The sequence below is a fragment of the Paenibacillus sp. FSL L8-0494 genome, assembly GCF_038003695.1.
Classification (GTDB): domain Bacteria; phylum Bacillota; class Bacilli; order Paenibacillales; family Paenibacillaceae; genus Paenibacillus_AQ; species Paenibacillus_AQ odorifer.
On the sequence record NZ_JBBOPQ010000001.1, the window covers coordinates 6,621,809 to 6,635,996 of the forward strand.

General features: G+C 45.8%; 16 protein-coding genes. 9 read left to right on the forward strand and 7 right to left on the reverse strand.

Annotation, left to right across the window (positions count from 1 at the left end):
• Window positions 1–407: 407 nt before the first annotated feature.
• From NYE35_RS29850 to pepT, 3 genes are all read left to right on the forward strand, one after another.
• Window positions 408–1,439 carry a hypothetical protein gene (locus tag NYE35_RS29850; RefSeq protein WP_038573745.1) on the forward strand — a complete coding sequence of 344 codons (1,032 nt, stop codon included), beginning with the start codon at window positions 408–410 and terminating at the stop codon, window positions 1,437–1,439.
• A 36-nt stretch (window positions 1,440–1,475) separates the two neighbouring features.
• Window positions 1,476–2,129 carry a sortase gene (locus tag NYE35_RS29855; protein WP_051491225.1) on the forward strand — a complete coding sequence of 218 codons (654 nt, stop codon included), beginning with the start codon at window positions 1,476–1,478 and terminating at the stop codon, window positions 2,127–2,129.
• A 95-nt stretch (window positions 2,130–2,224) separates the two neighbouring features.
• The gene (gene pepT / locus NYE35_RS29860) at window positions 2,225–3,457 is read left to right on the forward strand and encodes a peptidase T (protein WP_076099720.1); all 1,233 of its coding nucleotides are present in this window, start codon (window positions 2,225–2,227) and stop codon (window positions 3,455–3,457) included.
• A 94-nt stretch (window positions 3,458–3,551) separates the two neighbouring features.
• Here the strand turns inward: pepT and NYE35_RS29865 are convergent, their stop codons facing one another.
• The 3 genes from NYE35_RS29865 to hxlA all read right to left on the reverse strand — a co-directional run bounded on the left by NYE35_RS29865 (window position 3,552) and on the right by hxlA (window position 5,211).
• On the reverse strand, window positions 3,552–3,929 hold the full coding sequence (locus NYE35_RS29865; protein ID WP_036682121.1) for a winged helix-turn-helix transcriptional regulator: 378 nt from the start codon (window positions 3,927–3,929) through the stop codon (window positions 3,552–3,554).
• Between the two features lie 84 nt (window positions 3,930–4,013).
• Window positions 4,014–4,571, reverse strand: coding sequence for a 6-phospho-3-hexuloisomerase (gene hxlB, locus NYE35_RS29870; protein ID WP_094900981.1), 558 nt, complete (start codon window positions 4,569–4,571; stop codon window positions 4,014–4,016).
• 7 nt (window positions 4,572–4,578) lie between these two features.
• Window positions 4,579–5,211 (reverse strand): 3-hexulose-6-phosphate synthase, encoded by a 633-nt coding sequence (hxlA, locus tag NYE35_RS29875; protein ID WP_036682127.1) that lies wholly within the window; start codon window positions 5,209–5,211, stop codon window positions 4,579–4,581.
• Window positions 5,212–5,474: 263 nt separating this feature from the next.
• On the opposite strand from hxlA, the gene NYE35_RS29880 reads away from it, so the two are divergent.
• The 5 genes from NYE35_RS29880 (at window position 5,475) to NYE35_RS29900 (ending at window position 10,576) form a co-directional block, all read left to right on the forward strand.
• Window positions 5,475–6,866 (forward strand): MATE family efflux transporter, encoded by a 1,392-nt coding sequence (locus tag NYE35_RS29880; protein WP_038573751.1) that lies wholly within the window; start codon window positions 5,475–5,477, stop codon window positions 6,864–6,866.
• Between the two features lie 152 nt (window positions 6,867–7,018).
• Window positions 7,019–8,692 carry a GAF domain-containing sensor histidine kinase gene (locus NYE35_RS29885; RefSeq protein ID WP_094900983.1) on the forward strand — a complete coding sequence of 558 codons (1,674 nt, stop codon included), beginning with the start codon at window positions 7,019–7,021 and terminating at the stop codon, window positions 8,690–8,692.
• A gap of 16 nt (window positions 8,693–8,708) precedes the next feature.
• Window positions 8,709–9,401, forward strand: coding sequence for a response regulator (locus NYE35_RS29890; protein ID WP_094900985.1), 693 nt, complete (start codon window positions 8,709–8,711; stop codon window positions 9,399–9,401).
• 153 nt (window positions 9,402–9,554) lie between these two features.
• A complete protein-coding gene (locus NYE35_RS29895; RefSeq protein WP_036682135.1) occupies window positions 9,555–10,118 on the forward strand; it encodes an NADPH-dependent FMN reductase in 564 nt (187 codons plus the stop codon).
• On the forward strand, window positions 10,115–10,576 hold the full coding sequence (locus NYE35_RS29900) for a VOC family protein (protein ID WP_094900987.1): 462 nt from the start codon (window positions 10,115–10,117) through the stop codon (window positions 10,574–10,576). Before NYE35_RS29895 ends, NYE35_RS29900 begins: the two co-directional genes overlap by 4 nt.
• 69 nt (window positions 10,577–10,645) lie before the next feature.
• Here NYE35_RS29900 and NYE35_RS29905 read toward each other — a convergent pair whose 3' ends face one another.
• The 3 genes from NYE35_RS29905 to NYE35_RS29915 form a co-directional block, all read right to left on the reverse strand.
• Window positions 10,646–10,876 (reverse strand): cold-shock protein, encoded by a 231-nt coding sequence (locus NYE35_RS29905; RefSeq protein ID WP_036682139.1) that lies wholly within the window; start codon window positions 10,874–10,876, stop codon window positions 10,646–10,648.
• A gap of 118 nt (window positions 10,877–10,994) precedes the next feature.
• Complete coding sequence (locus NYE35_RS29910; protein ID WP_019914790.1) at window positions 10,995–11,195, reverse strand: cold-shock protein; 201 nt, start codon at window positions 11,193–11,195, stop codon at window positions 10,995–10,997.
• Window positions 11,196–11,454: 259 nt separating this feature from the next.
• Window positions 11,455–11,733, reverse strand: coding sequence for a hypothetical protein (locus tag NYE35_RS29915; protein WP_038573758.1), 279 nt, complete (start codon window positions 11,731–11,733; stop codon window positions 11,455–11,457).
• Between the two features lie 238 nt (window positions 11,734–11,971).
• Here NYE35_RS29915 and gdhA point away from each other — a divergent pair, with 238 nt between their 5' ends.
• Window positions 11,972–13,357 (forward strand): NADP-specific glutamate dehydrogenase, encoded by a 1,386-nt coding sequence (gene gdhA, locus NYE35_RS29920; RefSeq protein ID WP_036682144.1) that lies wholly within the window; start codon window positions 11,972–11,974, stop codon window positions 13,355–13,357.
• 92 nt (window positions 13,358–13,449) lie between these two features.
• On the opposite strand, the gene NYE35_RS29925 is transcribed toward gdhA, so the two are convergent.
• On the reverse strand, window positions 13,450–14,163 hold the full coding sequence (locus NYE35_RS29925; RefSeq protein WP_038573759.1) for an HAD family hydrolase: 714 nt from the start codon (window positions 14,161–14,163) through the stop codon (window positions 13,450–13,452).
• Between the last annotated feature and the right edge of the window lie 25 nt (window positions 14,164–14,188).

Sequence of the window (14,188 nt, forward strand, 5' to 3'; positions counted from 1 at the left end):
CTTGCCTTTTTATTTTGCATTCATAATCGTTCTCAATAAAACACAATTAAAACAATGAATTATATAAAAATAAAGAGTTAAATAGAGAAAACTGCTGTAAATCCATTAATATAACTGATATTTGATCAAATATGATGAATTTTCTTCTAATATCCCATTTTTGTTTAGATATTATTTTGATTATACTTTAGTTATTCGCTATAACGAACGAATTGACAGTAGATCTCTATCCTCTCCTTCCGCTTTCACGGAGATTCCTGCATGCGCACAAAAAAAGTGGTTCTGTGAGATACTACTTATTTCGACAATGTTTGATGGAAAATACGATTAGAAAAGAAGAATTTGCCGGAAACCCGCATGATGTCTACAAAATTTAATATGGGGTTCAGGAGAAAGGAGCGAGTAAAGTGAAGAAGAAATATCGCTCGGCTTTCATAGCTGCTTATATCCTGACTATTCTAGCAGGAGTCATCTGGCATGCTGGCGGAGTTAGTGCGCAAGATACCATTAAGCTTACGGTGAATTCGCATACGACGAGCACAACCACCATGAACAATATGCAGCCTGGTGATGAAACGAACTCAGAATACACAATTATTAATGCAGGTAGTGAGGGCTTTAATTACTATGTGGACTTCAAATTCATCTCTGGAGACGCAGAATTATACGATATTCTCCAAATGACACTCGAAAAAGAGGGAGTAATCATCTATTCAGGGGTGATGAGCGAGGCTGCCGGAAGAGTTACCATCGGTTCACTTGCCGGGGGAGAACAAAGTGTAATCCAAATGGATGTAATTTTCCCGTGGGAAGCAGGGAACGAATATCAAGGTAAAACCACAACTGTAGCCTTTGAGTTCTCCGCTTCTGGAGGACCGGAGCCATCCGCTGAACCTAGTCCTTCACCGACAGCAACGGCCACAGCTCAGCCTACACCTGAGCCAACACCGACAGCGACTACTACGCCTACAATAGAGCCAACTTCGACACCTACTGCCACGGCTACAGCTACACCTGAAGCTTCGCCGACAGCAACAGCATCACCAACCACGACACCGACAGATTCACCGACAACTACCGCTTCACCAACTGCAACGGCAGTCGCCACACCAGGGCAATCAACGACACCAACACCATCGCCAACACCTACAGCTTCAACAGTAGTAGATGAAATTAGTGTTACTGAAGCACCGATCCCACTGGGTGGAGGCGATAATGAGCCAACAGCATCACCAAGTGCTGGCAGCCAAACTACCAGCGCAACACCGCAGCCAAGCAATGAAATCGCCTTGCCTGATGATGAGCTTCCACTGGGGGCACCAGAGGTTGGCAACAAGCTTCCGAATACCGCTGAGCCTTGGTATAACTTGATTCTTGCCAGCTTAGCCATTGCGGTACTCAGCGTGATTATCATGCGCAGATTGAAATCGAAGAAATAACCACATTTTGCAGCATAAGTCTGGAGGTGAGAGAGTATGAAGGAGCGTAATGGTGTCTTGCTAGCCGTGAAGCTAATCTTCATACTCTCTTTAGTTGTGTTGATTTACTCGGTTGTACAGGTGGTCAAAGCACCGATCGAAGCTAAACAGGCTTTAAATGATTGGGCAAAAAAGAGGGAGGAAACAGTCGCCCACTCCCGTTCTGCCGAAGAAACCCCTCTTCCCTTGGGAATGGTCAGTTCAGCCAAGGAACAGCCGCCCCCCGCTCATTCCTATACAGAAGGTGAAATCATAGGAGAGATTCGTTTCCCCAAATTAAACAAAAAGATCGCAGTGCTAGAAGGCACGGAAAGCCCCGAGCTAAAAAAGGGAGCCGGACATTATAAAGGCAGCGCAGCTATCGGTGCCACCGGCAATAGTGTGCTCGCAGGCCACCGCGATACAGTGTTCCGTAATCTGGGAGAACTCGTGGCTGGAGATCTTATCGAGCTGGAAAGTACGGACGGGACTTTTACCTATGAAGTAACAGGCAGCACAATTGTTGACGGGGACGAACGTGGTGCTATAAAGCCAAGTGATAAGGCCATCCTCACGTTGATTACCTGTTATCCCTTTTCATATGTGGGATCTGCACCGGACCGTTATTTACTTTCAGCGAAGTTAGTGAAACAAGAAATATTACCGCATTAAACCTAAATATTACCTCAATCTTCTTCCTCAGGGATGAGACCTTATATGGAAAGTGATACTATATATATACAATAGTAAAGAGGAGATGACCCAAGGTGAAGAAAGAGGTTGTAGAACGGTTTATTTCGTATGCACAAATGGATACCCAATCGAATGAAGATAATGAGACTTGCCCATCCACTCCGGGACAGATGGTTCTGGCCCACAAGCTGGTTGAAGAGCTTAAGGAAATCGGTATGGAGGAAGTCCAGGTGGACGAGCATGGCTATGTTATGGCGACACTCCCTGCGAATACGGACAAGGATGTTCCGACCATTGGTTTTTTAGCCCATTTGGATACGGCGACTGATTTTACCGGAACGAATGTGAAGCCACAGATTATCGAGAACTATGATGGTCAAGATATTCTTTTGAATAAAGAGCTGAATGTTGTATTGTCCACAGCGAGCTTTCCGGAGCTGGCGGAATACAAAGGCCACACCTTAATTACAACTGATGGCACGACCCTGCTTGGCGCAGATAATAAAGCCGGTATTGCTGAGATTATGACCGCCATGCATTACCTCATTCAACATCCAGAAATCAAACACGGCAAGATTAGAGTTGCCTTCACACCAGACGAAGAAATCGGCCGCGGGCCTCATAAATTTGACGTAGCCGCTTTTAATGCTTCCTATGCTTACACTGTAGACGGAGGTCCACTCGGAGAATTAGAGTATGAAAGCTTTAATGCTGCGTCTGCCAAAATCTCAGTCTACGGCGTTAATGTTCACCCTGGTACTGCAAAAGGAAAGATGATTCATTCCGCCAAAATCGCCATGGCACTTCATCTCAGACTCCCTGCTGAAGAAGCGCCCGAATATACAGACGGGTATGATGGCTTTTATCACCTAAGCTCTATAGAAGGCACACCTGAATTCAGCAAGCTGCAATATATCATCCGCGACTTCGACCGTGAGAAATTCGAGGCACGTAAAGCTTATCTCTCAGCTGTCGTAGAAGAATTCAAAAGCATCCATGGCGAAGAGAACATCGTGCTTGAAATGAAGGACCAATATTACAATATGCGCGAAAAAATCGAGCCTGTGCGTCATATCGTCGATATTGCCCATGAGGCGATGGAGAACCTTAACATCACACCGATCATCCGCCCGATTCGCGGAGGTACAGATGGCTCGCAGCTTTCCTACATGGGCTTGCCGACACCTAATATTTTCACCGGAGGCGAGAATTTCCATGGCAAATTCGAATATGCGTCTGCGGACAATATGGTAAAAGCGGTAAATGTTATCGTGGAGATTGCTAAGCTATTCGAACAGAAAGCCTAAAGCATTATCCGCATCACTCCTTTAAAACACCAAAAATCCCTGTAGAGGCCGATCCAGACCTCTCAGGGATTATTAATGTTCTTAGACTATTCGATTAGCATCTTTCTTCCGGCGGCGTGTCCTTCCAGATCACGTTTTCTCCGTAATTCTTACCCCAATCGTACATCAATCGAAGGACGGGAAGCAGACTTTGGCCGTATGAAGTCAGGGAATACTCTACTTTTGGTGGAACCTCAGCGTACACTTTTCTTAGAACCAACTGGTCTTCTTCAAGCTCGCGAAGCTGATTGGTCAACATTTTTTGCGTGATATGAGGAATTAGCTTTTTCAGCTCGCTGAACCGCTTTGTCCCTTCAAGCCCAAGATGCCAGAGGATAATCAGCTTCCATTTCCCTCCGATCACCGCAAGCGTTAATTCCTTCTCACAGTTAATTTCCTTCAAGTTTATGCGATCTTTAATCTCGGTTGCCATTCCTAAAGTGCCTCCTCTCTCCTGTTATCATACTAACACAAAAACGAATAACCTCCTTATAGGAAGGCATTCGTTTCTGTACGTTCACTCTAAATTAGCATGCTTGCCGAACATTTGCTGATTCGTCTGCCCCGTCTTCTCCATCATTCGCAGAATAATAGCATCATAAAAGACCAACATCGTCTGTTCGAATAAAGAAGCCATCGGCTGGATCGTGCTGTAGCTTCCACTGGCCGGATCTTTTGGAGATCCCGGCAGCTTCACTGTGTAGCCCGCTAAACGTCCAACCGTCGAATCCGGCGCAATGGTAACGGCAACAACTTCTGCACCCACCCCTTTGGCTTTCTCAGCCATAGAGATCAACCCTTTCGTCTCACCGGAACCGGAACCGAGGACTAACACATCCCCCTGTTCAATCCCCGGAGTCACCGTTTCGCCTACAACATAAGCCTCTTTACCAACATGCATTAACCGCATAGCAAAGGCCCGTCCCATCAATCCAGATCTGCCCGCTCCAGCCACGAAGATCTTGTTGGACTGAAGCAGCAGCTCAGCCATTCGCTCAGTCTCTTCTTCATCAAGCTGAGATATGGAGCGCTGGAGCTCCTCTATAATGCGGTGTGCGTATTTCATTGTATCCATTGTAATCTTAAGCCTGACTAACTAGACGTTTCATTTCTGCTGCGGCAGCCTTTTGATCCGCTTCACCTGTGATGCCTCCGCCAACGATGACAAGATCAGGGTTCGCGGCGATCACTTCTGGAAGTGTGCTTAGCTTGATCCCTCCAGCGATAGCTGTTTTTGCCTGCTTAACCACACTCTTAATCGCATTTAAATCTGCAAAAGAATTTTTACCTTCCGCTTGATGGTCATATCCAGAGTGCACACAGATATAGTCTACGCCAAGTGCGTCTACTTCAGCCGCTCTTGTTTGGATATCCTTCACATTGATCAGATCAACTAGAATCTCTTTATTGGTTTTCTTCGCTTCCTCCACTGCACCTCTAATGGTAGAATCATCAGAAACACCAAGTACAGTAACGATATCCGCGCCCGCTTCCACGGCCTTCATCACTTCATATCCACCTGCGTCCATGATTTTCAAATCTGCCAACACAGTCAAAGCAGGAAAAGCCTCTTTAATTGCTTTCACTGCATGCAAACCTTCATTTATAACGATAGGTGTTCCAATTTCAACGATATCTATAAATTCGGCAACTTTTGAGACAACCTCTTTCGCTCCCGCAATGTCCACTAAATCCAACGCTAATTGTAATTTCATATTTATTTGCACTCCTCATTAATATATTTTAGTAAGTCATGTACAAATTGTAGTTCCTTACATCCCTCTAGGGAAGTAGGCACTTTATTGTGATGTAGTTACCTGGAGGATACTAATGCGCGGTTAAAGGGCTCTTTTCGACCTAAATTAAAAACGTTTTGTCATTTTTCTGTAAAAATACTGCATTTCCATGAAAGCTGTGCTAATATTACAGTTTGTTTATGAAATTTTAGGAAGTACATCATAATATAAGAAGGTGCACAATGAAGCAAAATAATCACCAGGAATTCAACCTGGTCAAACTGACCTGGCCGATTTTCCTCGAGCTATTCCTCTTTATGCTCATGGGTAGTGTGGATACTTTTATGATCAGTTCAGTGTCCGACGATGCCGTGTCTGGTGTCGGCGCAGCGAATCAGATCATTGCGATAGCAATTTTAGTCCTCAGTGTAATTGGTAACGGTGCAGCTATTGTGGTCTCCCAATATCTCGGTTCCAAAAAACCTCTGGAAGCCGCTCAAGTGACCGGCAATGCCATTACCCTAAACCTGTTAGTCGGCATTCTTCTAAGTACGTTTTTGCTGATATTCGGAGGGACGCTACTGACTGCGCTGAATGTAAAAGGGGATATCCTCATTTACGCCAAAGCCTATATGAATATTGTTGGTGGCGGTATTTTTCTGCAAGCATTAATCAATGCTCTGGCGACTACTATCCGTACTCACGGTTTCACCAAACAGACGATGGTCGTATCCTTGCTGATGAACATTATTCACGTGGTGGGCAACTACCTGCTCATTTATGGTCATTTCGGACTTCCGGCGTTAGGTGTGGAGGGTGCGGCTATCTCAACAGTGATGAGTCGATTTATCTGCCTGATCCTTTTCTTCCTGCTGCTCTACAGAGTGATGGAGGTACGGGTGAAAGTAACCTATTACATTCATCTTTCTAAAAAATACGTGCTGCAAATTCTCAAAATCGGCATCCCGTCCGCTTTTGAATCCATCACTTATCAATCATGCCAGCTTGTATTCACACTCTATATTACTTATTTAGGCGCTGAAGCTATGGCTACTCGCCAGTACGCGCTTAATATTTCCAATTATATTTATTTATTCAGTGTAGCTGTCTCTATGGGAACTTCCATCGTTGTAGGACATCTCGTGGGAGCTAGACGCCCTGATGAAGCCTATAAGCGTGTATTCACCAGTGTAAAGTGGGCGCTGCTGGTTACCGTAATAATAGATGCTGTGGTGATTTTCTTCCGGGTACCGCTATTCGGGCTTTTCACAGACAATGAGAACATCATTAGGATGGGGGCGCAGGTCATATTGCTTAGCTTCTTCCTGGAAACTGGGCGCACAACCAATCTGGTTATCATTAACTCTTTACGCGCCTCGGGCGATGCCAAATTCCCTGTATATATGGGACTGATCTCTATGGTCTGCATGAGCTTACCTCTTGGTTATTTCCTGGTGTTCCAACTTGATCTCGGGTTAGCCGGCGTGTGGATTGCCACTGCGGTGGACGAGTGGGTGAGAGCCGTCATTATGTATTTCCGTTGGAAAAGCCGAGCTTGGGAGAAACATGGACTTATTGAACACGAAGCTCCAGAACACTGTACGCCTTCCGCTACTCCCGCAGCTGTAAATTAACATGTATACTCAGAGGTTCTTTAAGGTCATATCAGATCTTAAGGAACCTTCTTTTTTATTTACGCCAACATTACATAAAATTTGAGAATGAATGAACCATTCTACGTTACAATAGATAGAACATAATTAACAAAGCTAAAGGAGAGAGCTTCATGCCGGAGGAAACCGGAATTCATGAGTTACTGACGCTCAAAACGATTGCGGAGACTTTGAACAGTTCCAATGAGCTGAGACCCATGCTCGATACAGTCATGGGCAAGCTACTTGAGTTAACCGGAAACACTGCAGGCTGGATCTTCCTGAGCGAAGAATACATGGAATATGAGTGTGCCGCTGATCGAGGTCTGCCACCTGCACTACAACGCGACAATAAACAACCAATGCAGTGCGGAAGCTGCTGGTGCCTAAGCCGCCTATGGGATGATCGGCTCGAGCATGCCGTCAACATTCTAAGCTGCAAGCGGCTCAGTAACGCCAGGCAGTATAACTGGGGCGACACGCTGGGGATCACCCACCACGCTACCGTCCCGCTGCATTCAGGTGAGCGTTACTTGGGACTTATGAATGTGGCTGCACCAGGCAAAGCACATTACGCCGACAGCGAGCTGGCTCTGCTGCAATCCGTGGCTTTGCAAATTGGCAGTGCTATTGAACGGATGCAGTTATATAGCACCGAGCAGCGCCGCGCGAATCTGTACGCCAAATTAGGCGAATTCAGCGCAGCTTTAAATCTAACCGCCAACCAATGTATCTCGCCCAGTATTCTAATCGAGAAAAGCGCCGCCCTGATTGGCGACTATTTCGATTGGCCCTTTGCAGCGATTATCGGGCAGCATGAGGGACAATTCGAAGTCCATGCTGCCTATGCGGCTAATATAACGCCGGAAACAGCTCCCTTCCAGCTCTCGGATTCTTTTAAAGTACGTCTAGGAGATATCGCAAAAGGACAACGCTTTGCGACATTAACCCCTGATGAAGAGCAGGAAATTACGAAGTCCTGCTGTTCTGAACAACCTGTTGCGGAGCGTGTTGTGATGCTCGCTGTGCCCTTTCGGCAGATTGCCGCACAAGGTGCAGGAATTCTACTGATCACCTCACCCAAAGCACTAGCTTCCGCAACTGCGGATGGAGAGGTGCTTGAGGCTGTCGCTGAACATATTTCCGCTACATTGGAAAGTGCTCAGCTTGGAGAGAAACGCCGCGAAATTGCGCGTCTTGACGAGCGGAATCGTCTGGCCCGTGACCTGCACGACTCCGTGAACCAGATCCTCTTCTCCCTCTCAATGACCGCCAAAGGCGTGGAAAGCTTGCTGAAGCAGGAGCATATCTCCCATCCTGCTACTGAAGCTGTCCGCGATATTCAAGCTTTATCCCAGTCAGCACTCAAAGAAATGCGTGCATTAATTATGCAGCTTCGGCCTGCCGGACTGGAAGCCGGTTTATTGACTGCGCTGCAGGCTCATGGCCAGCAGCTAGGGCTGCTGATACAGACGCAACGGAGCGGTGTTCACGAACTTCCCCGCAATGTGGAGGAAGGGCTGTGGCGCATTGGCCAAGAAGCGCTCAATAATGTACGAAAACATTCCGAAACCTCTAAAGCGCAGGTATCTCTGCATCTGAATGCAGCCGAGGTGGTACTGAGCGTTGCCGACCAAGGTAAAGGCGGGGCCAAACGGCGTTCTAACACAGACACTAATGAATCTCTTGGACTGCATATTATGAAGGAAAGAGCAGAAGCTCTCTCCGGTCGTATTCATATCCACAGTGTGGAAAATCAAGGCACAACGGTTGAGGCAATCATACCTCTGCCCATCCAATCTACATGAAGTCGGGTGATCATAAATGACGATAAACTTATTATTAGTAGACGACCATGCAATGGTACGCCGTGGGCTGCAAGTATTTCTCTCCACACAACCCGATATCAAGGTTATTGGGGAGGCCTCCAACGGCCGCGAGGCACTGGAAAAAACAGCTGAATTGAACCCGGATGTCATATTAATGGATTTGCATATGCCCATTATGGACGGCATTGAGACCGCTCAAGCACTGAGGATCTCCCACCCGCAGGTCAAGGTCATTGTATTGACCTCCTTTTCGGATCAGGATCATGTGCTCCCGGCTATCCGCGTAGGAATCAAAGGCTATTTGCTTAAAGATATAGAACCAGAAGCGCTGGTAGTTGCGATCCGCAAGGTACATAACGGGCAAGTGGAGCTACATTCCGAGGCTGCCAGCCAACTGATGAATCTAATGGCGACCTCTACACTAGAGCAATTGGAACTTAATGCTTCCGATCCGAACGACCCAAACACAACACCTGCTGCGATCACCGGATTAGAGCTTCTTACTCCACGCGAGCAAGAAGTATTAGACCTGATTGCGCTCGGTATGAGTAACAAAGAGATTGCCAGCAAGCTGGTCATCACCGAAAAAACCGTTAAGACCCATGTCAGCCACGTTCTCGGAAAGCTAAACTTAGCGGATCGGACTCAGGCTGCCATTTTCGCATTGAAAGGCGGCTATAACGCCTAGAATCAAAACTCCTCTACAACTTTAGTCTTAGACGCTCAGCACAATGGCTGAGCGTTTTTATTATGTATGTTCATTCCATGTGCTGATGTTAACAGAGGCCGATTCAACTATCATTGGTTTATAGCAATTGACCTCACATAGGAGTGGATACAGATGAAAGTGATGATCCTGACAGGCAGTAATCGAAAAGAAGCAACCAGCACGAAGCTGGCAGAACATGCTGCCCATTTCATTAGTCAGCATGGGGAAAAGGTTACCGTGTTTGACCTCTACAAACGCCCACTTCCCTTTTATTCACCAGACGAGATTTACACAGAGCATGAACATTTAAACGAGCTTAAACAAGAGATGTTAGCAGCGGATGCAGTAATCTTGGTTACTCCGGAATATCACGGCTCGGTAAGTGGCGTATTAAAAAATGCGATTGATCATCTAGGCCAGGCGCATTTCAACGGTAAAGTTGTGTTATCCGCCAGTTCAGCCGGGGGAGCGGTAGGGATAAGCTCATTACTTCAATTGCAAGCCATCGTACGTAACCTGCACGGCATTAATACACCAGACTGGATCTCCATCGGCGGACTGCAACGCAAGCGGTTCGAGGTCGGGTATGACGGATACGAGGGTGGGCAAGAAATCGAAGATCGCATCCACCTAGTATTAGAAGCATTCCTGAATTTAGCCCGCAAAATCGACAGATCGGCAGGTGCTATCCAATGATCAAAGGGCTATATGAAGCACATTTACCAGTAAGCAATCTTGAGGTATCCATCGAATTTTATGAGAAATTAGGTCTGAAAATGGCTTGGCGGGATGAAGAAACTGTATTCTTCTGGATCGAGGAAGGTCGGAGCTGGATTGGTCTTTGGGAAGGCCAGGAGGTTCAAACCCCATACCACCCGTCCTTGCGGCATATTGCCTTCCGTGTCACTTACGAGGACTTGAAGCAATCACTGCAATGGCTGGAATCAATTGGTATAGAGGCTGTTCCGTTCCGCAACCGGACTTCTGTTGAGCCTTTTATCCGGGCTTATCAAGGAAATGCTTCTGTCTACTTCAACGACCCTGACGGCAACAGCTTGGAATTTATGTGCCACGTAGATGTTCCTGAACATCTGAAGCCTATTTCAGAGAACATAACCTTAACGGAATGGGAGAAATTACTGCACAGTAAATAAAATACTCAAACAAAAAAACAGCTGCTCCCGTCCAAGGGTCCAGCTGTTTGAGTATATTAGCTTCTTCGATTACTTAATCGAAATGCCCTTCTTCATGGCCTTCATGTCTGCATTCGTATTCACAAGCGTTGGCAGTATCTTCATACTTCTAGTCATGGGAGAGTTGCATTGCCAGCAGGTAGGTACATATTGAAAGGCGAAATTATCGCGCATCCAACCTGTGCAACCTTCCTTGGTACAGGACCAAATTGCTGTGTCTTCTTGCGGAAGTTCCTCCAGTGCTTTTTTACGAAAATACATAAGTACCCCTCCTTGGATCGAATCGAGACGATATCGCTACCCTATTAGGGGCAGATTCATAATATGAAAATAAAAAAAGCTGCCCTCAACTTGTGTTAAGGGCAGCCTGATTTTTAAACTACAGTTTTACAACGTTTTCGGCTTGTGGTCCACGAGCGCCTTGAGTTACGTTGAACTCAACGCGTTGGCCTTCGTCCAAAGATTTAAATCCGTCGCCTGTGATTGCGGAGAAGTGTACGAATACGTCGCTTCCACCTTCAACCTCGATAAAACCGAATCCTTTGTCTGCGTTAAACCATTTCACTGTACCTGTTTGCATGATATTACCTCCAATATTTTATTTAACACATGTCCTTTTATTCCTACGTAGTGTACGAACAAATAAAAATTCACACATTGGAAAAGGACTCATACGCACAAATGATAACCTTTTACAATATGTGAATTAAGGGTTAAATTTATGATTGATTTCATTGTACCACACTAAATCACTAAAAGCAATGCGTATGCCTATTTAATTTTCACTCCGGCTCTTATTGCCTGTAAACAGCAGCAGCCGAGCCGGACGAATGCCCATGTTAGTCGATATAACCTGCCAATCCTTTATCCATCAAGTAATCCATTTCTGCATCAAGAATGGTCTCTACTGTGATTTCATCCAGCTTCACATCACGTTGGGCAGTGACATAGTCGACCAGATCATCGCTGTCGATGTCTACCTCACCCTTGGCGTTCGCCTTGGCCTTATTGATAAAGGTCTGTTCATGCTTCAATACTAAGCGGATGATTTGCGGATCCACTTTGGTTTTGGCAGATAATACATTTACTAGCTCCTGCTCATTTACTTTGTCACTCATTTTTTAAATTTCATCTCCTTACAATTATTACACAATCATTGTAGCATATTTCGCGCTTTAACGCGTCATTACGCGAAGTATACCGCGGTTTATTCACACTTTTCTTATCATCCCAGCGTCTATAACGTTCCACTTGAAGTAAGTTATTTAATAAAAACAGTTGTGAGGAACATTGACTTGTGCCAAAATATAAAAAAAGTGTTGGACCAAATGAATACTAGAAAAGGCGGTTGAATTCATGAGCTCTGTATCTACCCAGCAATTAGACACAAACAGCAACAAGGCACATCGTTATATCGAAGACGTATACGCACAGGTTGTTGCGCGTAATCCTTTTGAGCCCGAATTTCATCAGGCCGTAAAGGAAATCCTTGAATCTTTGCTTCCAATCCTTGCTGCTGAACCTAAGTATCAGGAAAATGCCATTCTGGAAAGATTGGTTGAGCCAGAACGTTTGATTATGTTCCGTGTTCCTTGGACAGACGATCAAGGTAAGGTCAGAGTTAACCGTGGATATCGTGTACAGTTCAGCAGTGCAATTGGACCTTACAAAGGTGGACTTCGTTTTCACCCATCCGTTAATGCTAGTATTATCAAATTCCTTGGTTTCGAGCAAATCTTCAAAAATGCTCTTACCGGCCAACACATCGGTGGAGGTAAAGGCGGATCCGACTTTGATCCTAAAGGTAAATCCGAAGGCGAAATCATGCGTTTTGCACAAAGCTTCATGACTGAATTGCAAAATTACATCGGTCCTGACCAAGACGTTCCTGCAGGAGATATCGGTGTAGGTGGTCGTGAGATCGGCTACATGTACGGACAATACAAGCGGATCCGCGGAGGATATCCGGCTGGCGTATTGACTGGTAAAGGTATTGGTTACGGCGGAAGTCAGGCTCGGACAGAGGCTACTGGTTACGGTACGGTTTATTTCGTAAACGAGATGCTGAAGGCAAAAGGCCTTTCTTTTGAAGGAAGCCGCGTTGTTGTTTCCGGTTCTGGTAATGTAGCGATCTATGCGATCGAAAAAGCTGTACAGCTAGGCGCTAAAGTCGTAGCTTGTAGTGATTCGGCCGGATATATCTATGACGAAAATGGGATTAACCTCGAAACTGTCCGCCGCCTAAAAGAAGTCGAAAGAAAACGGATTAGTGAATATGTGAATGAACATCCTAACGCTGTGTATACTGAAGATTCCACGCAAATTTGGACCATTCCTTGTGATATCGCCCTTCCGAGTGCTACTCAGAATGAGATTGATGAAGCCATGGCATTGAAACTGATTGAGAATGGTGTAAAAGCAGTAGGCGAAGGTGCCAATATGCCATCCACCCTTGAAGCTATTCATCAGTTCCAACAAGCTGGCGTGCTATTCGCACCTGCCAAAGCTGCTAATGCTGGCGGCGTAGCTGTATCTGCGCTTGAAATGGCACAAAACAGCATGCGGTTGTCCTGGAGCTTTGAAGAAGTAGATACGAAGCTGCATGAAATCATGGTTTCCATCTACGAACAATCTGTAAATGCATCAGAGCAATATGGACAGTCCGGCAACCTTGTTGCAGGAGCGAACATCGCTGGATTCAAAAAAGTGGCCGACGCTATGCTGGCTGAAGGTGTAATCTAAATAAATTACCGGCGCTCTAGTCACGAACGCCGACATACAAAAGTCCCCGTAACCGGTCAGTAAGAATCCGGTAACGGGGACTTTTTGTATATCTAAGCGTTCCATCCGGGGATCTTCCGCAAATCCCCGTCCCCTATCGATTGAGTACTCTCCACAGTCGTATTGGGGGGTGAAGAAGCCGTACGAATGTAACAGGAATCTATTCCTATCGTTAGTGCCCCTGCAATATCCGTACGGGGATCATTCCCGATCATGATGGCCGAACGCAAATCCGCTCCATAATGCTCAACTAAATAACGATAAAATAGCGGATCCGGCTTACTCACTCCTGCTTCGGAGGAAATGGCAATGCCATCGAATAAAGGAAGAATATTCAGCATCGTTAATTCTGCTTCTATAAAGGTTTTCTGGCCATTGGAGAGCAAAAACACCTTTTTGCCACGTTCTCTTAATGTTTGCAGAATTTCAAGCACACCCTCATAAAGTGAGATATGGATCATCGATAATGTCCGCAGCCATCTAACCGTTTCATGTAACCACGCTTGATCCGGTTCTCCACCCAATTGACGGGCCACAGAACGAAACACATCCTCCATTACGAAATCTGGATACTGACAATTCCGCGCGGCTTTGGTGAGCTGTAAATCCCTCTCCCGCAGAAATTGTGCCTGTAGCTCACTTCCCGTTATGGACATCCCCTGATATCCGAAATGGAGTGATAATCGATCCCATACCTCCGGCTTCTCCTCATCTGTCTGAATATCGATCAATGTGCCATACAGGTCGAAAATATAAGTCTCGTACATCCACCGTCTTCCTTCCTATTATTCT